General features: G+C 66.2%; 16 protein-coding genes and 1 pseudogene. 10 read left to right on the top strand and 7 right to left on the bottom strand.

All coding sequences use genetic code 11. The annotated features are described in order from the left end of the window. The coding region (locus GJR97_RS00060) for a DUF222 domain-containing protein (protein ID WP_195760559.1) at positions 1–1221 on the bottom strand (1221 nt) is incomplete at its 3' end. Positions 1222–1544: 323 nt separating this feature from the next. Next, positions 1545–1916: a hypothetical protein gene (locus GJR97_RS00065; protein WP_154344534.1), complete on the bottom strand. Its 372-nt coding sequence runs from the start codon at positions 1914–1916 to the stop codon at positions 1545–1547. 188 nt (positions 1917–2104) lie between these two features. Between GJR97_RS00065 and GJR97_RS17950 the strand changes: the two genes are divergently transcribed. Further along, the gene (locus tag GJR97_RS17950; protein WP_229275867.1) at positions 2105–2683 is read left to right on the top strand and encodes a helix-turn-helix domain-containing protein; all 579 of its coding nucleotides are present in this window, start codon (positions 2105–2107) and stop codon (positions 2681–2683) included. Further along, positions 2680–3255 (top strand): hypothetical protein, encoded by a 576-nt coding sequence (locus tag GJR97_RS17800; protein ID WP_195760560.1) that lies wholly within the window; start codon positions 2680–2682, stop codon positions 3253–3255. Before GJR97_RS17950 ends, GJR97_RS17800 begins: the two co-directional genes overlap by 4 nt. 211 nt (positions 3256–3466) lie before the next feature. On the opposite strand, the gene GJR97_RS00080 is transcribed toward GJR97_RS17800, so the two are convergent. Both GJR97_RS00080 and GJR97_RS00085 read right to left on the bottom strand, forming a co-directional pair. Then, positions 3467–4228, bottom strand: coding sequence for a hypothetical protein (locus GJR97_RS00080; protein ID WP_154344535.1), 762 nt, complete (start codon positions 4226–4228; stop codon positions 3467–3469). Positions 4229–4387: 159 nt separating this feature from the next. Continuing rightward, positions 4388–6196, bottom strand: a complete 1809-nt coding sequence (locus tag GJR97_RS00085; protein ID WP_154344536.1) for a hypothetical protein — start codon at positions 6194–6196, stop codon at positions 4388–4390. Positions 6197–6496: 300 nt separating this feature from the next. Between GJR97_RS00085 and GJR97_RS17955 the strand changes: the two genes are divergently transcribed. From GJR97_RS17955 to GJR97_RS00100, 3 genes are all read left to right on the top strand, one after another. After that, the gene (locus GJR97_RS17955) at positions 6497–7198 is read left to right on the top strand and encodes a hypothetical protein (protein ID WP_229275868.1); all 702 of its coding nucleotides are present in this window, start codon (positions 6497–6499) and stop codon (positions 7196–7198) included. 10 nt (positions 7199–7208) lie between these two features. Then, complete coding sequence (locus GJR97_RS00090) at positions 7209–8204, top strand: LacI family DNA-binding transcriptional regulator (RefSeq protein WP_324612920.1); 996 nt, start codon at positions 7209–7211, stop codon at positions 8202–8204. Between the two features lie 311 nt (positions 8205–8515). Next, on the top strand, positions 8516–9304 hold the full coding sequence (locus GJR97_RS00100; RefSeq protein ID WP_195760561.1) for a DUF4145 domain-containing protein: 789 nt from the start codon (positions 8516–8518) through the stop codon (positions 9302–9304). 99 nt (positions 9305–9403) lie between these two features. On the opposite strand, the pseudogene GJR97_RS00105 reads toward GJR97_RS00100, so the two are convergent. Continuing rightward, positions 9404–9514 (bottom strand): annotated as a pseudogene (locus GJR97_RS00105) (PadR family transcriptional regulator); the annotation flags it as partial. Between the two features lie 647 nt (positions 9515–10161). Here GJR97_RS00105 and GJR97_RS00110 point away from each other — a divergent pair. The 4 genes from GJR97_RS00110 (at position 10162) to GJR97_RS00125 (ending at position 13455) form a co-directional block, all read left to right on the top strand. Continuing rightward, positions 10162–10506, top strand: coding sequence for a hypothetical protein (locus GJR97_RS00110; RefSeq protein WP_154344539.1), 345 nt, complete (start codon positions 10162–10164; stop codon positions 10504–10506). Positions 10507–10580: 74 nt separating this feature from the next. Then, on the top strand, positions 10581–11819 hold the full coding sequence (locus GJR97_RS00115) for a DNA sulfur modification protein DndB (RefSeq protein ID WP_195760562.1): 1239 nt from the start codon (positions 10581–10583) through the stop codon (positions 11817–11819). Continuing rightward, entirely contained in the window at positions 11816–12301 is a 486-nt protein-coding gene (locus tag GJR97_RS00120) for a hypothetical protein (RefSeq protein ID WP_154344541.1), read from the top strand. Before GJR97_RS00115 ends, GJR97_RS00120 begins: the two co-directional genes overlap by 4 nt. 293 nt (positions 12302–12594) lie before the next feature. Beyond that, on the top strand, positions 12595–13455 hold the full coding sequence (locus GJR97_RS00125) for a DUF4062 domain-containing protein (protein ID WP_154344542.1): 861 nt from the start codon (positions 12595–12597) through the stop codon (positions 13453–13455). A 155-nt stretch (positions 13456–13610) separates the two neighbouring features. Here the strand turns inward: GJR97_RS00125 and GJR97_RS00130 are convergent, their stop codons facing one another. Both GJR97_RS00130 and GJR97_RS00135 read right to left on the bottom strand, forming a co-directional pair. Continuing rightward, positions 13611–14309 (bottom strand): hypothetical protein, encoded by a 699-nt coding sequence (locus GJR97_RS00130; RefSeq protein ID WP_154344543.1) that lies wholly within the window; start codon positions 14307–14309, stop codon positions 13611–13613. 159 nt (positions 14310–14468) lie between these two features. Next, complete coding sequence (locus tag GJR97_RS00135; protein WP_154344544.1) at positions 14469–17123, bottom strand: NB-ARC domain-containing protein; 2655 nt, start codon at positions 17121–17123, stop codon at positions 14469–14471. A 312-nt stretch (positions 17124–17435) separates the two neighbouring features. Between GJR97_RS00135 and GJR97_RS00140 the strand changes: the two genes are divergently transcribed. Then, on the top strand, positions 17436–20063 hold the full coding sequence (locus GJR97_RS00140) for an ATP-dependent Clp protease ATP-binding subunit (RefSeq protein ID WP_324612921.1): 2628 nt from the start codon (positions 17436–17438) through the stop codon (positions 20061–20063). The last annotated feature ends 63 nt before the right edge of the window (positions 20064–20126 follow it).

The raw sequence follows: 20126 nt of genomic DNA on the forward strand, positions 1-20126 counted from the left end.
GTCGATGTGGTGCGCTTCGACGTAGCCGATGTTCTGGCCGCAGGAGGCGCAGCCGCCGTCGCGTTCGCCGAGCGCGAGCCGCTGCGCCTTGGTGAAGAGTCGGGCGGCCCGGCCGAGGTCGAGTGGCAGGCTATCGCCGCCGAGCACGGCTGGGATGAGTTCCGCGTCGGCCGCCATGCGGCGCGCGGTGGCGGGGGAGATGGGCTGTTCGATGCCGTCGATGCGTGCGTGCCCGAGCCCGTCGATGAGGGTGTCGAGGTCGACGCGAACGACGACCGTGGTCTTCGCGAGCGCCGCCGCCGTTTGGCTGCAGCCGAGGGTATGGCGGGCGAGTGCAGCGAGCGCGTCGGCTTGGATCTGCGGAATCGACCGCCGGTCATCGACCACGGGTGCGAGGGCTCCTGGCTCACGCCGGCGCAGCGCTTCGCTGACGAGCGCCTCGATGGCCGCCTTCACCGGTGCGGCGCTCTCGGGGTCGAGGCGGGCATGCAGGTGCACCACACCACGGTTGTCTTCACGCATCGTCAGTGCGCGCTCCGTGCGCACCTCGTCTTCGCGGGGTTCGACGCCGTCGGGATCGAGCCGCGCCTCGGCCTCGCGCACCCCGCGCATCAGCGTCTCGAGCGGCACCCGCGCTGCCAGATCGACCAGTGCCGCCTCGACCACGTCGATCCGGCTCGCCCCAGCCCGAGCCGCCGACCGGTCGAGCATCGACGTGATCACGGACGCCGCCTCGATGCTGATGATCGCCGTCTCGACCGCCGCTGCGACATGCGGATGCCGCGCCGGCATCCGCTCACCACTGAACGCCTGCCGCTCGGCGGTCGCGGCACCGACGGCGATCAGCCGGTGTGCGTCCGACCGCGACGCTCCCGTCGCGGCCGCGATCAGGCGCACCGGATTGTGGAATCCCTGTGCCTTCGCGAGACCGTCGACGCCGAACTCGGGCCCGGACCGTTTCGCCACCTCGGCGGCGACCCTGGCGAAGACCGCATCGACTTCACGACGTGCCTCGGCGATTGCATCGACGACCCGCACCAGCCCGGCATCGCCCATCCGTTCCACATCGACCTGAACCGCCCCACTCGCCGGACCCCACGCCGGCATCGCACCCGCCCACGTCTCCCGCAGCGCTGCCACACCGCGCTCGAGCGCAGCCAGCGCGGGCACCGCCGCGTGCGCCGGGTGCGTCGGCTGCGCGGGGGTCGGGGGCTCTTCCATGCTTCGATCCTGCACCCACCCACCGACATCCATTCGCGCCGGAAATCATCGATGACCAGCCATTCTCCTTGTGGATGAATCGTCGCGAACGTGCCCTGTGGAGGAGGAGTCAGCAGGCCACGCCGAGCTCCGCGATCAGCATGGACGTCACTGGATCGACGACGCCTGCGCTTGGATCGGGTCGACGAGCAGGGATGCTGCCGCCCGCGCCGGCCGCCCGCGCACGCCACCCGCCCCGGACGCCCACGCCGGCCGCCCGCCGGCTCTCGCGCGGGCGACGCGTCACGCCACCCCGAACGCGGCCAGCCGCGTCATCCGCCGTGTCAGCTCAGCGCGACCAGCAGGCTCAGCACCGCCAGCACGGCGACGACCGGCGTCATCGTGACCCGCTCGGGCTTGCTTCGCGAGATGGCATTCGTCACGATGCCGAGCACGAAGTAGCCGAACACGACCCACATGCCCACCGCGGCGACGGCGTCGGGTACGACGTCGATCAGGTCGACGCGGTCGAGGGCGAGCACGGCGATGACGGCGTAGATGACGATCGACACCAGGCTGCCGACGCGCAGCCGTGCCGGAAGCACGCGGTGCGCACCGCCCCACGCGAACCGGCCGAGCGGCGCGCCGAGCGCGAGCGCGAGCTGGAACACCGCCAGCAGGGCGAGGATGACGGTCAGGGTGATCGCGGCGGCCATGGGCCGAGGGTAGCGGTGGCATCCGCTCCCATCCACGCCGGCTTCGGAACGACCCGACGGATCTCCTCCACGAGCCGTGCCGCGTGGAGCCCGGCCGAGGCATGGTGCACCGAATCTCTCGACTGTTCCCATGGAGACGACGAACGCGTAGAATGTTTGCGTATCCGCAAACAGAACGGAGGCCCGGAATGGCTCCCGCCGCCACCCTCCTCCGCGCTGCGCGCAAGACCGCGGGTCTGTCGCAGGCCGAGCTGGTGCGCCGTTCGGGCATCGACAAGTCGACGGTCTCGCTCATCGAGTCGGGCCTGCGCAACCCGTCGATCGAGAAGCTCGACCACCTGCTGCGAGCAACGGGCCGCCGGGTCGGCGTCTATCCCACCTCTCGCAGCGGCTCGATCGAGGCGGGTGACGCCATCGCCGACTGGCTCGCCGACGGTGACCCCGAGGCCGCTCTCCGCGCCTTCCTGCGCTACAGCGACAACCTCGCCGCGACCGAAGGCGTCGATCGCGTCGTCCTGGCCGCGACCGAACCGCCGCCGACAGGTTCGCCGGTCTGGGATGCCGCGCTCGCCGCCGTCACCGAGTACTGGCTCGATCGCGACGCGCTGCCGCAGCCGGCATGGATCGACGACCCCGCGCGCACGCTCCCGGAGGAGACGCCGCTCACCGTGAACCGCTGGACCTCGACGCGCGCCATCCGTGACGTGCCTCCGGCGTTCCGCCGCCGCCGGATCCTCGTCGACGAGTCGACCCTGCAGAGCGCATGACCGACCTCACGCGCGACGACATGATCGACGGGCTCCGCGAGCTCGTGCGCGAGCTGCACGCCAGGGGCGAGCGCGGCGGCGTGAGCATCATCGGCGGCGCGGCCATGCTGCTCCGCTACTACGGCGAGCGCCGCGTCACGCCCGACATCGACGCCAAGCTCCATCCGACGGGTCCGGCCCTCGAGATCGCGGCGGAGATCGCGCGACGACGCGGATGGGACGACGACTGGTTGAACGCCAAGGCGGCCACCTTCATCCCGATCGCGATCGACGTCGGCTGGGAGCCGCTCTACGACGACGATGACGTGTCGGTCTGGGTGATCTCGCCCGAGGCGCTGCTGGCGATGAAGATCCGCGCCAGCAGGCCGACCCGCGACGACGCCGACATCGCCGTGCTGCTCGCGCTCACCGGCATCCGCTCGGTCGACGAGGCAGAGGCGCTGTACGAGCGCTACTACCCGGGTGAACTGCCGAAGGATGCCGCGTACCTCATGATCGAGGACATCCTCGCGGCCGGGCTCCCGGAGCCGCCGCCGGCTCCGCCTCGGCCGGATCTCAGCCCGGGCGCCTAGAGGCCGCGCTGCGGCCGAGCCGATGACGGATGCTGCGATGAGCCGAGCCCCTGGCCGCACGAGCGCGAGGGCGAACTCGCGCTGAGCTGCCCGGTACCTGTCGCGCGCGTTGCTCGGGCTCATCGCGGAACGTCTGTCGGACGACGTCATCGAGCGCCTGACCGGTCAGGACACCCGTCGAACGCCTCCCGTTCGACCGAGTGCGGGCGCCTCACGCTCCGCGCAGTACGAATCCGAGCGAGCCGACCGGCTGCTCATCGTGACGCAACAGGACAGCCTCAGCGACGATCGCCGCGTCGGGAGAGAGCTCGCCCTCGGGTTCGATCGCCAACTCGACCCTCACGCGCTCGTGCGCCGCGAGCGACAGGCCATGGCTCAACTCGCGCATGGGATCCGTGAGCGCACGACCGTCGGGCCCGTGCAGCGTCACGATGGGCGGAATCTCCGACAGCTCTGCGCCGAGTTCGGCAACGACCGGCATGACGGCCGAGAGCTCGGTTCTCCTGACGAGCAGCACGAACTCGCCGTCATCCGCCGTGGGGTTCGCCAGGTCGAACGGGATCATCGCCGGCGCACCCGGTTGCGCGGTCACCGCCGTCAGGTTGCGTTGCGCCCAGTGGCGGTCGCCGACCGGATCGCAGACCGTTCCCGCCCGATCCTGCGGATGGTGCACGGCGGCGAGGAGGCAGATGTGGTCCGGCGCCGACGCCGGGATCGTCCGACGCATCGTCGGCGTCGTCACCGTGAGCGGCGACGTCCTGGCGGGCGGGACGGCGACGGTCGTCGCACCGAAGAACTCCGGCTGGGCGAAGCCCACGGTCGGGTCGGCCCAGTACACGACGACGGTCGCGATGGAGGCGGAGTTGCCGTCGCCGGAGTTGCGGACCTGCACCGCCACCTCGAGCGTCTCACCCGGCTGGTACGGGCCCGCGACGATGGCGGGACTCAACCACGACACCACCTGGGACGGCAAGGGCCGCTGCTCGCCCGTATCCCACTTCCCCCCTGGTTGCAGCGCGGAGGTCCAGTAGGGAAGGCAGAAGAACGGGCGCAGGTCGGGCCTGGCCTGATCGTGATCGTGATCGTGATCGTGATCGTGATCGTGTTCGTCGTGCTGAGACATCCGTTCGCCTCACTGATCGGTGTAGTCGAGTATCCGGACCGGTACGGGGGCGTCGTGCACCGATCCGGCCGCCTCCCACGCCGGGTGACCGTGGCCACGGTCGGCGTCGAGGTCCAGGTTGACATCGCCGTCGGCGCCGTGCGCGATGTCGCTCCAGAGCGACAGCGCGATCGTGCCGGCGTCCAGGGCGGCGCTTCCGTCGGAGACGGCGCGGGGCAGGGCGCCGTGCGGGTACGGCGATGGCGTCGCGGTGGGTTCCTCGGCCTCCGTGGTCGGGTAGCGATGGTAGGTCGACTCGGGGTCCGGCTCCTCGAGATGCGGCCCGAACGGTTCCACGGTGATCCTGACGAACTGTTCGTAGAGCGGCAGCGACTCGGTCGACTCGGGGGCGATGAGGCCGGTGATCACGAGGAAGGTTCGGGCACGCGCCAGGGTATCGAACGTCTGGGTGTGCAGGTCGAACAGCAGCATCACGAGCTGCAGTGCCTGCGGCGAGGTTCCGACGGCGGTCAGGCCCTGCTCGGTCGATTGCGGATCCCAGACCTCGCGCTGCTCGCGTGGGTCGGGCGGGTCCTGCTCGAACAGCTTGCTGAGGAACATGTTCTCCCAGAACGTGCACGTCTCGCCATCCGCCCACTGGACGACGCACCGGATGAACGCCTGCACCACGTCGGCCACGAGGAGGATCAGGGCGATCACGCCGCAGACCTCGCTGGCGGATTTCACGTCGGACTTGCCGGGTGTGCCGGGTCCGGGCTCGCCCGGGCCGACCTGGACGGCGGGGCCGTTGTCGGTGCCGACGACGTCCAGGTCCTGCGGCACGAGGTGCGCCGGCGGGTTTCCGGGATCGCTCCAGGCGAGCTGCATCCATCCTCCGGACGGCGGGGCGGGCACCGCCGGCATCGTGAACGAGTCGAGCAGCCGAAGATGGCGGATGACGCGCTCGACGCCCGTGCGCATCGACGGCGCGTCCACGTCGGCAGGCAGGTCGTACGCCTCTCGCAGGGATGCGGTGAGGAGTGCGTCGAGGTCGGGATCGAGCTCCCCGTTCGGGGCGACGGTGTCGAGCAGGTCTGCGAAGCGGCTCGGAGTGTCGGCCGTCGTCGACAGGTTCGACGACACCCAGCTGCCGATCGAGTACGAACCGAGACGGTCGCGGAAGTGGTGCAGTCGCCGGGGCCCGCCGACGACGTGATTCAGGAATGCCGATCCGGTGGCGTGCGCCGCGTATGCGCTCGTGACGCCAACCGCGGCCGCGAGGCATCTGGGCGTCGACTGCGCGGCGTTCCGGTACACCGCACGAACGAACGCGTCGCCGCGGCGTGCGATGACCCGATCGCCCCAGCCCCATCGGGAGACCTCGAGGTCGTCCTGACGCGGATGCGGCGGCAGGTGCTGCATGGTCGTCGCCTCGGCGCGGATGGCGTCGACATCCGCCCGCAGGGCGATGGCCTCGTTGGCGAGTTCTTGGAGCTGCACCGTCGCCGTGTCGAACGCACCGGTCGCGTTCGGAGCGGCGGGGTTCTCGAGCGCGGATTCCAGCGCGGCCCGGATGGATCCGAGGCGTTCTGCGAGTTCGCGTCCGCGGCTCCACGTCGCCGATGCCCGCTCCAGCAGGTCGAGTTCGCCGCTGCCGTCGTCCGATCGGGCGACGACGTGATGGATGAACGCCCCGAGCAGCCCGACGGCCGGCGCATCGCGCACCGCGTCGACCGCGGCCCGCCGACGCGCTTCGAGCTCGGGTTCGAGGAACGCGGCCTGTTCGAGTGCGTCGAGGAACGACCCGTGGATGGCCCGGAGCCAGCGGTACTCGATCATCGGAACGCCTTCCGCGAAGAATTCGAGACGGGCTCATCTTCGCGGCTGGGGGTGGGGCTCGGCAACAGGGTCAGCACGGAGTCGAGGCGCGGGGCCGGGCGGTCGCGGCTGATCACCCTGGTGGACGGACGTCGCGTGCTGCCCATGCCCGCGATAGGTTTACGCGATGATCGTCGTCGCCCGCTCGGCCACATCCGGGGTCGGCCTCCGGGACCGGGGTTCCCTCGCGACATTCCACTCGTCTGCTCACGCGCCGTTGCCGCACCGCGGGATCACGCTGAAGGCCGGCGGTGCGGCACGATGACGACGGATGCTGCCGCCAAGGGCGGCGACGTCCGTGCGCGCGCGGCGGCGCGGCATCCGTCGTGGGTCTGGCTGGTGTGCTGGGTGGTTGCGCTCGGCGCGACCGCACTGACCATCTGGATGCTCGACCAGTCCATCGCCGCAGTCGACGATTCGGAACTCGACCTCGTCGGCCACCTCGGCGTCGTGTTCGGCGTGACCGTGTTCATGATCGCCGCTTTCGCCTGGATATGGCTCGTGATGGCGATCCAGAACGGTGCGCGCGTCGATGCGGCGCTCGGGCGATCACGTCGCGCCTTCCATCTGCCGGTTGGTTTCGACACGACGGCGGTGCAGCAGGTCGCGCTTCTGTCGAAGGTGCTGACGGGTCGGCCGCGTCATCTGTCCCCACGTGCGCTCGCCACGCTCTCGGCGGATGCCTCGGGGCTCGCGCTCTTCACGCGCGCCGGCCTGGGTGAGCCGTTCGTCATCCCGGCGAGCTCAGTGCAGTCGGTGACGACGGGAGTCCGACACGTGCTGTTCGGCACCCGTCCGACTCTCGAGCTCGGGGTTGAGACGCATGGCGACCGGTTGGTCGTGGCGCTGTACCCGTTCACTTGGGAGCATCCGTTTCGATCGGTGCCGCTGGAATACGTCGAGGCGTGCGCTTCGGAGATCCGGCGCGAACTCGACCTCGCGGCGGATCCGGCCACCCGTTGATACCGCGCCCGTGGCGGTCACGCTGAAGGATGTCGCGCAGGCATCCGGCGTGAGCATCTCGACGGTCAGCCGCATCCTCGACGACCGCACGCCGGCCTCCCGCAGCGAGACGGCGCAGCGCGTGCGCCGCGTCGCGGAGGAGCTCGGATACCGCCGCAACATGTTCGCCGCGAACCTCCGGCGCGGTGCCACGGGCACGATCGGCGTGCTCGTGCCGCGCCTGACCGACACCGTGATGGCGCTCATGTTCCAGGCGATCGAGGAGGCCGCCGGCCGACGCGGCTACTTCGCCGTGGTGGCGACCTGCGGCGACGAACCCGACCACGAGCGCCGCGCCACCGAGACCCTCCTGGACCGCAACGTCGACGGCGTGATCCTCGCGACCGCCCGCCTCGACGACGAGCTCCCGGCGTCACTGCGCGCCCGCGACATCCCGCACGTCCTCGTGCTCCGCACCGACCGCATCAGCCCCTCATCGCTCGGCGACGACGAGACCGGCGGATACCTCGCGACCCGCCACCTGATCGACCTCGGGCACCGCGACATCGGGATGGTGACCGGGCCCTGGTTCACCTCGAGCGCCCGCGACCGCCGTGCCGGCGCGGAGCGCGCCCTCCGCGAGGCCGGGCTCCCGATCGACGACGCCCGCATGCTCTCGGTCGGCTACGGCGTCGACGACGGCATCGAGGCGGGCATGCGCCTGCTCGACCGCCCCGACCGCCCGACGGCGGTGTTCGCCGCGAACGACAACCTCGCGATGGGCGTGCTCACCGCGGCGAGCGGCCTCGGCCTCCGCATCGGATCCGACCTCTCGATCGTCGGCTACAACGACATCCCCCTGGTGTCGCGGCTGCCGGTGGCGCTCTCCTCGGTGCGCACGCCGTTCGAGCAGATCGCGTCGACGGCGCTGCAGCTGCTGCTGTCGCCGGAGGAGGGGGAGCGTGGGATCCGGATGGCGCTGCCGACCCTCATCCCGCGGGCGTCGACGGCACTGCCGCGGCGCTGACGGCGAGGCCGTGGTCGAGGAGTACCGCGCGGCGGGGGATGCACCTGCACGCCGAGCGACACAAGAGTGCGTCCGACGCGTTCGACGTTCCAGCCGATGGTGGAGACTGGCAAGCAGATGGCGGGTGCCGCCGTCGATCTGCAGCGGGAACGCTGTGAAGCTCGTGCACGGCACGCTCGAGACGTCGACCACGCGGGGCGGCAGTTCGCCCTGTGGGAACAGGGTGTCAGCGGATGCCGCCTCGGCGAGCAACGCCACAACAACCGACGCGTAGGATTGAGACTCGCCCGACAGCGAGGAGTGTGGATTCGGTGAGGGTCTCCAGCCAGTACCGCGCTCTACGTCAACTCGGGAAGCCGATCGAGGATGGCGTGGCATGGCCGCGCCCGATGTGCCCGTTCTGTTGGGAAGGGCATGTCGCGTTCTCTGAGCCGTCAACTGATGAGGACAGCGCTTCCAAGCGCGCGCGTGCGAACGAGTATTGGGAACCCGAGTGGATTTCTGGCAGGTTCATTTCGGCGGGCCGTTGCGATAATCCTGAATGCGAGCAGACTGTCAAGTCCTTCGGCGTGTACTCGGTGGGGGAGACAACAAGACACGAAATCCCGCAATATAGCGCGTTCTACCGTGTTGAGTACCTCAGCCCAGCCCTTAAGTTGCTTGCATTACCGGAGGATGTCCCGGGGGACGTGGATGACGCGATTGAGCGCGCCGAACGGGTGCTCTTCTTGGATCCAGGACTGGCCGCAACCGCACTTCGGGCCTCAGTCGAGCGCTTCTTGACGCATGTCGGCATTCCGTCCGAGCGTGATAATGGCGGGTTCATGACCTTGGACGCGCGATTGAAGGAGTGGAAGAGGCAAACCGGTCATGACCGCGCAGCGGCTCTGTTTCTCGCCGTGAAATGGATCGGGAACAGAGGAACGCACGAGGTCAGTGATCTCAGCGTGGATGACGTCATTGACGGAGCCGAGTTCATCGGCGAAGCGTTTCACGCGCTGTTTACGTCGCCCGGCCTGGACGCTCGCGCGCAGTCGGTAAACGAACGCAAGGGCCACCCGCACAAGGTCCTCCCGCATAGGAGAACACGCTCGAGGTGACCGTGGGCACACCCGGGGCCGCCGCAGCGGGCGAACTTCGCGTGGCAAGTATGCAACTTCGATCCGGGTGCCGATGCGTGCGAGGGCGCTCGGTCACTCCTAGGCGAGGATCGAGTAGAGACGGCGGCGCGACTCGTCGAGCACCTCGACCGCCGTCTCGACCTGTTCGGGAGTGCCCGTGCGGCCGACCTGCGCGGCCGTCTGGGCGAGCAGGTCGACGCTGCTCGACGTGCTGACCGGCAAGACCGAGCCGAATGACGGGGCCGTCCGTTGGGCGAAGCGCGTCAGGTTCGTTCCGGACAACCGGGATTAGGCCGAGTTCAGTCTTGATTCCGCACGCCAGCCCTATCGGACAGCACTACTCATCGCGACCCTCAAACCATCGGATCGGGATCGTCGAGAAGCTTGTCACGCGTTGCTCCAACAAGACAGCACGCATGCGGAGGAACTCCGACGGGTCTGCGAGCGCGTTGAGCAACGGCTCGTCGGGCAGCAACTGCGTGCCGAGGGCGGATGGTCGAGCGGCGCGCAAGAATGCCGCGCGGTCGCGCCGCATCTGTCGCGCGGACTGCTCAATTTCGAAGATGGCCAGGCAGCTCGGTGATAGGCAGACTGGTGCGGAAAGAGATGCCCTCATTCATGCCGCCCAGTCGGTCGACGGTGCTGCGCGGCTTTGCTTGGAGGATTCTGATTATGCCCTTGGCGGCATCCGGTTGCTCTTAGAACAGACAGCTCGGCTACGAACCCATCGTCTCAAGCCCAACCGAGCGCAGAAGCTGGAACGGTGGGGCCGAGCTTCGACGAGTCGGTGGCTGACGGAAGCAGGATGGGGGAGGCTCGCTGCACTGTTGAGAGCGGTGAACGAGTTCGCCCATCTCGGACTACGAACTCGACGAAAGGGCGCGCATGAGCTGCTGGTCGAACTGCAAGAGGGGGAGGGCGGGCCAAGAACGGGACGCGGCGCCCCGGTAGACGCAGTCATCTACATGTTTGCCTTCGAGCTTCATGATCGGCTGAGCAACGAGGACGAGATGGCGGCGCTCTTCACCGAAACAGTGACGCTCGTCGACCGGGAGGAGCATCAGGCGAGCCTTGAACGCTACTTAGACCGGGCGCAGACATGGGCGAGCCATAGCTTTGGCGAACCTGATCTGCGAGGCCCAGCGACTGATCCAGGCAACTGGAAGCCGCGATCTCACTGAGCTGCCCGCCATTGTGCGACCGTGAACCGTCCCGGGCTGTCGCCGATGGCGCCGGTCAGACTACCGTGGAGCTCGTGATTAGGGACATCGCAGGCTTCATTGACGAGCCAAAATTCACGCCGACTGGCGCACAATATCGAGGCAGACTTACCTTGCCTGGTGTGCAGTGGACGGGTCGAGGCCGCGAGGCGTTCGCCACCGCCACCGTCACGTTGGAGCAAATCGCGGATGCTGCCGAGAGTCGGATTCTGTGGACTGATCAATCAGTTCAACGTGGTATTAAGCCGACTGCACCGAGTGGATTACCGCGGGAACTGTCACTTTCGGATGGCTATCCAGACGATCGGTACTACGTTTTTGATTCTAGCAATGCGGACGAGCTGACCGATAAACTACTTCGAGGTGAGCGTCTTTTTCTGAACTCGCTCGTTTGGAACCTCAGGCCGGGCCACTTTGAGGCCTACTGGGACGACAATGAGAAAGAAGTGACGCTATATTCGGGCAAGGTTTATCTTCCCGATTCTCACCACAGGCATCAGGCTATTCTCAAGGCTGTTCGTGCATTTCGCGATCGGCCCGCCGCTTACCCGAAGTTCGACCCGAGCAAGGAGTTCAAAGTGGAACTCTATTTCTTGAGTCGGGAGGATGAAGGTAACTACTTCTTCGACAAGAATCAGCGCCCAAAGCCAACGGCGCTTTCGAAAGCATACGACCTGACGACAGAGGACGACTTGTCGACGCTTGCTAAGCGGGTCCTCGACAAGGCTCCTTCGTTCGAGGCAGGGGTAAATCGTGCCACGGATCGACTAAGCAAGAAGGCGCCCCATTTTGTAACCTTATCGACCCTACGCGAAGTGATGCGCACATTCGCTGGCTCCAATGAGGTGGAAGAGGCCGAATTGGACGGTTTGGCCGCTACCGCCGCTGAGTTCCTGGAGATGCTGGCCGAAGTGCGTCCGGAGCTTCGCCCTGGAACGTCTCATCTCGAAAGGGAGCAGAGTCTCGCGTCTGCCGCTGTAATGATGCACGGCTATGCGGCGCTGATGCAGGACTACGGTACTGACCTCGCGAAGCTCGGTTCCGAGCGCGCGAGGTTGACGTGGGGGGAGCGACTAAGCCTGCTTGCGCCGACCAATGAGTACGATCACGACGGTTGGCGTGGGGACTTCTTGAGCAAGGAGAACCCGTTGTGGCAGGAGCTTGGCGTCACGCGCGTCGATCGTGAGTCCGGCAAGATTTTGGTATCGAACAACGGGGGGACCCGCGCGAGAGCAGGCACTGCCCTGAGGCGGCGAGTCGGAAGCGGAACATGAGCGATCGGTCGACAGCTTCCCTGCTCGCGGGACGGTCGTCCGAGGCTTTGGACGACCGGGAGGTGCGTAGGGTCGCTACAACGTTCTTGGGACTCGATGGCACTGTTGTTTTCGAGTACGACGAGTCTGGGTATACACGCTTCGTAGTTGAGCAGGACGAAGATGGTGCGGATTATGGCAAGGTCTATTTTGGCCGGGACATCTATCCGGGCCGGAGCGTAATTGACCCGAACAGCGCTCTTTCGATGCCAGCTGCTGTGGCACACGAGATCAGCCACGTTCACCGTTGGCGCGACCGTACGGAGCTTCCGCTCGGTAGCCATCGACACGTCGATGAAGCGCTCACGAGCATGGACGCTGCCCTAAGGTTCGCCAATCAGCTGTCGCCCCACGACATCCAGCAGCTCATTCGTGACGCAACTCAGCGCCTGCAGATGCATGTTCGAGACCTCGACGACGAATCTTCGGCGGAAGGCGAGTGAAGGAGCGAAACTCGCTCCTTGGGGAGTCCGAAGAGACGCATCCGCCAGGTGGGATTACCCGCTGATGTCCCTCTCGAACTTGAGCGAACCCAACTCAATTTCCATCGGGGGGAACCCTAGGTGCCAGACGGCTTCAACGAGGCCGGCTCGAACTCGTTCTACGAGTTCCTGAGTCGCTACCTCGCGCTGGCTCATCTCATCGCTAGTCCTTCTGCGCGCGACCGATTCCGTGACGAGGAATCTGGGTTGTGGATTCCGTCTCGCCGTCACTGCTGCGTTCTACGCTTGAACGCATGTCGTACTCCGCCAAAGTGCTCCGCGTGATGATCGCTTCGCCATCAGACGTCCCCGAGGCGCGCGACGCTGTGGAGAAAGCAATCTTGGGTTGGAATGATGCGAACGCGCGAGCTAAGGGCGTGATCCTGCAGCCGTGGCGCTGGGAGTCGTCGGCGGTGCCGGTCATGGGTGCTCACCCGCAGAAGTTAATCAATGCCCAAGGTGTCGACGATTCGGACATCGTCTTCGCATTGTTCGGCGGCAGGTTGGGTTCGCCCACCCCGGATGCGGTTTCCGGAACAGTTGAGGAGGTCGATCGTGCACTAGAGCTTGGCCGGCAGGTCCATCTCTATTTCTCGACAGCACCTTTGCCCTACAACGTCGATACCGCGCAGCTCGACGCTCTCCGTGCATTCAAGGAAGACATGCAGGACCGCGGACTGCTGGGAGAGTTCAATAACATCGAGCAGCTCGGTCACGAAGTCTGGAAAGCGATCGAACATGACATCGCGTCTCTGAGCATCGACCCAACACCCGAGTTGAACGCAGGATTGGGCGAGGTGGATTTTGTGGTCCAGCCGCACCAAGAACGTGAGGTGTCCGGCGTTAATTCGAGGGGCGCGCCACGTTATTCGACCAACCACTGGCTCGAGATCACCAACACCGGCGACCTGGATGCTGAGGACGTCACATTCGAGGGAATACTCGAGGACGGGTATATGCGCCTAATTGCCCCTGGGAATCCGACGACGATTCACAAGGGGCAGAGCAGGCGCCTGCCGGTCCTGTACGCGGCTGGCGGCTCAGATGGCGCCCGCCTTCGCATCCGCTGGCGCGAGCACAGCGAACAGAAGGAACGCGAGTTCGACGTCGGTTAGTGTCGTGCCCTCATCGCAGAGCTCGGATTTGCCCCGATGCTGGTGGGGCGTTGACTCGGAAAACTGACGTCGGCTGCTGTTCCTGGGACGGATCAGCCCGGGCGCGAGAGGTCGGGGAACTGCGGCAGCAGGCGCGATGGCTCGGTCCGCCTGGCTCACTGGTCGTGCGACTCTCTTGTGGCCCTAGGACCTCGCTCTCGCGAGGGCCGTTCAGTCTCGGCCTGGACGAGCTGTTCCGGCTCATACGCAACGCGAAGTCGGTCCTCGTCGGCCCACCGCTCGTGAACCTCTTTCCGATGCTGACGAAGAACATCGAGCTCACGTGCGAGGTCTTCGGCCAGTACACGCTCGCCTCGGAGCCAAGCCGACACCACTTCGAGACCGGTCCGCCCGGCGCGCCGGACAGCCTCGCTCTGGCTACGTTCGTACCCCGCCTGCTGCAGAGCGAAGGCCATCCCGATGCACTCGCGCACGACCGTCAGATGACTCCGGAATTGCGCTGAAGGAATCAGTGCAATGTCGCGTTCGAGGAGCGGATCGACGTCCTCCCATGACTCGGGAAACCAATCCTCGAAATCCGGCCGATTCGGATCGGGCGGCTCGTAGGGATTCGGAGGTGAGGCGCTTCGAACTATCGCGATGAAGCGCTCCCGCACGGCATCGGCTGCGGGCCGCGAGATCTCCCAGAGCTCTCTCTCCCGATCCTCCTCGCGATGAGCGCGCGCCTCCGCTCGGGCTATTCGCTCACGTCGAGAGCGCAGGAGCTCGACGGTGACAACGCCGGCGAGGGTCAGCATCGCGCCCAGGAACGCGCCAATGAGCTGCGTATCGATCGCCACTGCCGCCAAGTCCATGCTTCACGGTACCCGAAGGGATCATGAAATCATGGTGCGCTCGCATGTGCGACCCTCGGCCGCCCGAACCACCAACCGATGCCTCAGACAGCCGCGCTATCGCTGCAGCATCTACGACCGGGCCAACTCGCGATCTACTCCGAATCGCGCTCATTACAACTACGCCTCGATATGCACCGTCTCAGCGCGATCACGGCCATCCTGATCTCGCGCGTGCGTGAACGACACCAGTGTGCCAGGAATGAGAAGCGCGGGATCGGGATTGTTTCGGAGAGTCCCGAAATGGAAGAAGACATTGTTGGGGAACTCCGGATGCGCGATGAACCCGTACGTCTCTTTCACTGTGATGATGGAGCCACTGTATTGGATGCCGGGCGAAACTGGCAGTTGCTCACTGCCTGCTTGTCGTATCGCCGGTGAGGGCCAGCCGTTCGGAAGGAGTTGCTTCTGGATCGAGTCCGGGAGTGACGCGACGGCGGCAGTCAGACGCTTCCAGCTCTCGACAACTCGGAATCGCCCCACGTTGTCGAGAATGTAGTCCAATGCCGACTTGAGGCGCCGAATTTGTTGCGGCGTTGCTTCCGCGACGTATCGAAGCGCCTTTGCTGCATCAGTGACGGAACGCCCGACAGCTTCGATTAGCTTGAAGTCATGGCTTCCCGCGTCCAGGAGAGACCTCCCCGCAGTGAAACCAGCCAGGCACTTGTCGACGGCAGCGTCTGGCATCCGGTCCTGAAGCTCGTCCTCGGCCCAGCGTCGCCAACTGTCGACCAGCGCAGTAGTAACGATGCGCTGGAGCTTCTTGCTGTCGCTGTCTAGCGCCTGCTCTAGGAGTTCCTGACCCTCCGCGAATCTCCTAATCCAGACATAGTAGTTTCCAAGAGCCATTGCCGTATCTGCGTTTGCCAGGATCTTATGAGCAAACTCCGCATGAGGGATCGCTGCGTCCATGTCGTGGCCATTTCGAGCGAGGTGGCCCGCTAGGAAATGGCTGACGCGTGCTCGCTCAACATCACTCTCGCAAGCGGATAGGGCGGCGCGATATCGACTTGTAGCACCGGGCACGTTGCCGCGTCGACTCGCGATGAAGGCATCGACGCGATCGATTTCGTAGTATTCCGGATTCAAGCTGCGAGCCCGAGAGATGTGCAGGGTTGCTGCATCGAAATCCTCGCGGGTGCTCAGTCGAAGGGCGAGCCGCAAGAGGTGCGCGGTAGGTTCGTCCTCTGGCGAACGCGCGTGCACCACATTGGGGTCAAGTTCGCGACGGACCTGGGCGAGTCGTGCTTCCTCGCGGTCTTGAAGATACGCCGCTTCCCGGTCAATCACCGCTTGAAGCACGGCGTTCGAGAGATCCACACGTGGAAGATACGCTCTCGCGGTAGGCGACAGTTCCAGCAGGTCTGGCGCACCGAGCTCGGAACTTGGCGTTCGAACAAGAAGGGAGCCCTGCGCCAAGTCCTGCGCGGTCCTGCGTAGCGTGTCAACTTCGAGGGCGGTTACGACTGCCAGTTCGTCGAATGAAATGGGACGATCGAGCGTTCTTAGTACGGCGAGCACAAGCTTTGAGTCCGGCGTCAGTGCCTCATAAACGTTGTCGACGCAGAACTTCAGAAGTTCATCCTGATTGCGAAGCGTGTCCGTGGGGACCTTCCCGCTCTCGACACTGAGGATGAACCAACGTATCGCTAGTGGCGAATGGCGGAGCCGCCGCACAGTGCGTTCAGCGGCTTCCTGTGAAAGCCCAGCTAACCCAGCCTGCCCACGACGTCTGGAGAACTTTCGGAAGAGGAGCACGGCGTCGCTCTCCTTAAGGCCTCCGAGTGGCATCCTTCGCTCGATCTGTCCAATACCTACGCGACTCGTGAATAGGAAAGTGACGCTCTCCGGAAGTTCGTCATAAAGACGAAGAACCTCCGTCCCCTGCACTGATTCAAGATTGTCGATAACAACGAGGGCACTCAATCCACTCAGGTAGTCCGCGAGTTCGTCGACACTGCCACCAAACGACGGCTCAAGTGCTCTGCCGAGTTGATTCGTGGCGCCGGACACGTCTCGCACAGCATCGGCGATGGATCGCACACCGTCGGCGGTGAGCCTCTCATGCTTGAGAGATACCCATAGCACCGCTTCGAAAGGCGGATCCAGCGCATCGACAAGTGAGTACGAGGCCTCGAGGGCCAGTGCGGTTTTCCCGATACCACCCTCTCCTGTGACAGTAATCATCCGGTCTCGACCCTTAACCAGCAAGTCGACCAACTGGCTGACTTCGCTAGTTCTACCTACGAGACCGGTCTCGTCAAAGTCGGCAGCAGGCAAATTGTGGAGGACTCGGTCGTGTGGCGCTGGCGTGGTCGTGTAGGCGGGCTCCCAATCAGCATCGGTGTCCAGTCGCGCTAGGACATCGCGTGTCAAAGCGAAATGCCGCGTCGAGAACCGATTGACGAAGGCGGTTGCGTTATCAAGATCATCTACGCGGAGCGGGCGGCCGTGCATGACGCGGTTGCGCACTCCGACGAACGCGTCAAGAGCTCCGACGTTGCGGGCGAGCTCATCGCCCAGATCCCGCGGCAGAGAGTGTGAGTGCCTGAGCAAAACATCGTAGGCCTGGCGAAGGTACAGGTAATTCGTGATCGAAAGCGTCGGTCCCGCGTCATCTCGAGAGCGCCGCTCTTGCGCGTCCGGGAGATCCGGCCCCAGTACTTCCTCTTCATTAAGGTGATCCAACAGGTAGTTATCGATTGAGTACCGGAGATCCTGTTCGAGACTGTCGATAACGATGAACGCCCGAGCTTTCGAGGTGATTTCGGCCACTACGCCCCCATTCCTGTCGGTCGCCGTAGCTTATCGGGATCCACTGTCTTCGATCGCTCGTGTACTCGATGATGCATACCGGCGGCACGGGTGGCCACGAAGCATCCGCATGTCGGACCTGCTACATGCCCGTGTGCATACGCCGAGCGACGAGGCCACATGACACTACGTGTAGCGCTGTCGCCGTACCTGGAGGCGCATCCCGACCGATCAGTGGCATTCCCTTCACGGCCTTAGGAAGCGGCGGGAATAGCGTCGCGGCCTCCGCGTTGAACTTGAGCGTACCCAACTCAAGTTCCCAGGAGGACCTAGGTGCCAGACGACTTCAACGAGGCCGGCTCGAGCTCGTTCGACGAGTTCCTGAGCCGCTACCTCGCGGGTGAGCAGGCCAGGCAGGCGCGGTCGATCGACCTCAGCCGGTTCCTGACCTCGCGCACCCAGAGCATCCTGCAGCGTGCCGGACGCTTCGCGCTCGAGCGCGGGCAGACCGAGCTCGACGCGCTGCACATCCTGCGCGTCATCGTCGAGGACGAGTCCGTCGCGCAGGCGATCACCCGCGTCGGCGCGTCGCCCGAGCGCATCATCACGGCGACCGAGGCGCGGCTGCCCGCGGCATCCGACACCGCCGACGCGAACGCGGCGACCATCACTCCGTCGGCCAGCCGCGCGCTGTTCCACGCGTACCAGGTCGCACGCTCGAGCGGGTCGACGTACATCGACCCCGAGCACCTCTTCTTCGCGCTCGTGCTCGGGCAGGACGCCCCCGCCGGGCAGGTGCTCGCGCGCGGCGGCGTCACCGCCGAGGCGCTCGCGGCCGGCTTGGGGGAGCACGTGGCATCCGACCCGTCCGCCGGCCCCGACATGGGCGGCATGGGCGAGCAGACGGATGCCGCGGCATCCGCCACGCCCATGCTCGACAAGTTCGGCCTCGACCTCACCGAGCGCGCCATGAACGGTGAGCTCGACCCCGTGATCGGCCGTGCCGACGAGATCGAGCAGACCATCGAGATCCTCAGCCGCCGCACGAAGAACAACCCCGTGCTGATCGGCGAGGCCGGCGTCGGCAAGACCGCGATCGTCGAGGGCCTCGCCCGCGCGATCGTCGAGGAGAACGTGCCCGAGGCGCTGCTCGGCAAGCGCGTCGTCGCCCTCGACCTGCCCGCCATGCTCGCCGGCACCCGCTACCGCGGCGACTTCGAGGAGCGCCTCACCAAGACGATGGAGGAGATCGCCGAGCACAAGGGCGAGCTGATCGTCTTCGTCGACGAGGTGCACTCCGTCGTCGGCGCCGGCGGCGGCGCTGGAGATGCAGGCATGGGCGCTGGTGACATCCTGAAGCCCCGCCTCGCCCGCGGCGAGCTGCACCTCGTGGGCGCGACCACGCTCAAGGAGTACCGCACCATCGAGAAGGACCCCGCGCTCGAGCGCCGGTTCCAGCCGGTGAAGGTCGGCGAGCCCTCGATCGAGGACGCCGTGCTCATCATGCAGGGCCTGCGCCCCGCGTACGAGGAGCACCACGGCGTCACCTATACCGACGACGCGCTGCGCGCCGCCGTCGAGCTCTCCGCGCGGTACCTCACCGACCGCGTGCTGCCCGACAAGGCCATCGACCTCATCGACCAGGCCGGCGCGCGCCTGCGCCTGAAGCTGGGCGTGAAGGTGGATGTCTCCGCCCTCATCGAGCGCCTCGCCGACCTGGAGGCCGACAAGAACGCGGCCGTCCGCGCCGAGCACTACGAGGAGGCGTCGCGCATCCGCGACGAGATCGAGAAGGTGCAGGAGCGGCTGGATGAGGCGACCGAGAAGGCCGCCGCGCAGGGCCGTGCCGTGGCATCCGCTTCATCTTCGGCGGATGGCGCTGCCGCGACCTCGACCGTGATCGACGAGGCGCAGATCGCCGCCGTGATCTCGCGGGCCACCGGCATCCCGGTCAGTCGGGTCACCGAGGGCGAGCGCGAGCGCCTCGCGAACCTCGAGGGCGAGCTGCACGCCCGGGTCATCGGGCAGGATGACGCGGTCACCGCCGTCGCCCGCTCGGTGCGGCGCAACCGCACCGGCATGGGCGACGCGAAGCGGCCGGTCGGCTCGTTCCTGTTCCTCGGACCGACCGGCGTCGGCAAGACCGAGCTGGCGCGGGCGCTGGCGTCGTCGCTGTTCGACGACGAGGGCGCGATCATCCGCTTCGACATGAGCGAGTTCGGCGAGCGGCACACGGTGTCGCGGCTCGTCGGCGCCCCTCCCGGATACGTCGGCTACGACGAGGCCGGCCAGCTCACCGAGCGCGTGCGCCGCAACCCGTACTCGATCGTGCTGTTCGACGAGATCGAGAAGGCGCACCCCGACGTGTTCAACCTGCTGCTGCAGGTGCTCGACGACGGACGCCTGACCGACGGCCAGGGTCGCACGGTCGACTTCCGCAACACGGTGGTCATCATGACCTCGAACCTCGGTTCGGAGTTCCTCGCGTCGCGGTCGGGTGCGCTCGGCTTCGTGGCGTCGGCGGATGCTGCGGCCAACGGCTTCTCGTCGATGGACGACGTGCGCCAGCGCGTGATGGGCAAGGTGCGCGAGGCCATGCGGCCGGAGTTCCTGAACCGCATCGACGAGATCGTGCTGTTCCAGAAGCTGTCGTCGTCGGAGATCGCTGAGATCGTGCGCCTGATGCTGGGTGCGACGTCGGCGCGGCTGGCCGCGCGCGAGATCGGCTTCGAGGTGACGGATGCCGCGGTGGCGCTCCTGGCGGAGCTCGGCTACGAGCCCGAGTACGGTGCTCGCCCGCTGCGTCGCCTGATCCAGCGCGAGATCGACGACCGCATCGCCGACCTCTTCATCACCGGCGCCCTCGGCGACGGCGAGGCGGTGCGTGTGGATGCCGCCGACGGCGAGTTCGTCGTCGCATCCGTGCCCAACGCGACGGTCGACCTGATGCAGGCGGCGTAGGACTCCCACGTCCCCGCCCCACCTCACCGATTGGACGAAACTGGGCGCCCGGCATCCGCCCTG

Source organism: Agromyces kandeliae (assembly GCF_009674665.1).
Classification (GTDB): Bacteria; Actinomycetota; Actinomycetes; order Actinomycetales; family Microbacteriaceae; genus Agromyces; species Agromyces kandeliae.

Coding starts and splice junctions, on each gene's coding strand:
- GJR97_RS00065 (WP_154344534.1), bottom strand. CDS start 1,916: ATGGCCGCCGCGATCACCCTGACCGTCATCCTCGCCCTGCTGGCGGTG.
- GJR97_RS17950 (WP_229275867.1), top strand. CDS start 2,105: ATGGCTCCCGCCGCCACCCTCCTCCGCGCTGCGCGCAAGACCGCGGGT.
- GJR97_RS17800 (WP_195760560.1), top strand. CDS start 2,680: ATGACCGACCTCACGCGCGACGACATGATCGACGGGCTCCGCGAGCTC.
- GJR97_RS00085 (WP_154344536.1), bottom strand. CDS start 6,196: ATGATCGAGTACCGCTGGCTCCGGGCCATCCACGGGTCGTTCCTCGAC.
- GJR97_RS17955 (WP_229275868.1), top strand. CDS start 6,497: ATGACGACGGATGCTGCCGCCAAGGGCGGCGACGTCCGTGCGCGCGCG.
- GJR97_RS00120 (WP_154344541.1), top strand. CDS start 11,816: ATGAGCGATCGGTCGACAGCTTCCCTGCTCGCGGGACGGTCGTCCGAG.
- GJR97_RS00125 (WP_154344542.1), top strand. CDS start 12,595: ATGTCGTACTCCGCCAAAGTGCTCCGCGTGATGATCGCTTCGCCATCA.
- GJR97_RS00130 (WP_154344543.1), bottom strand. CDS start 14,309: ATGGACTTGGCGGCAGTGGCGATCGATACGCAGCTCATTGGCGCGTTC.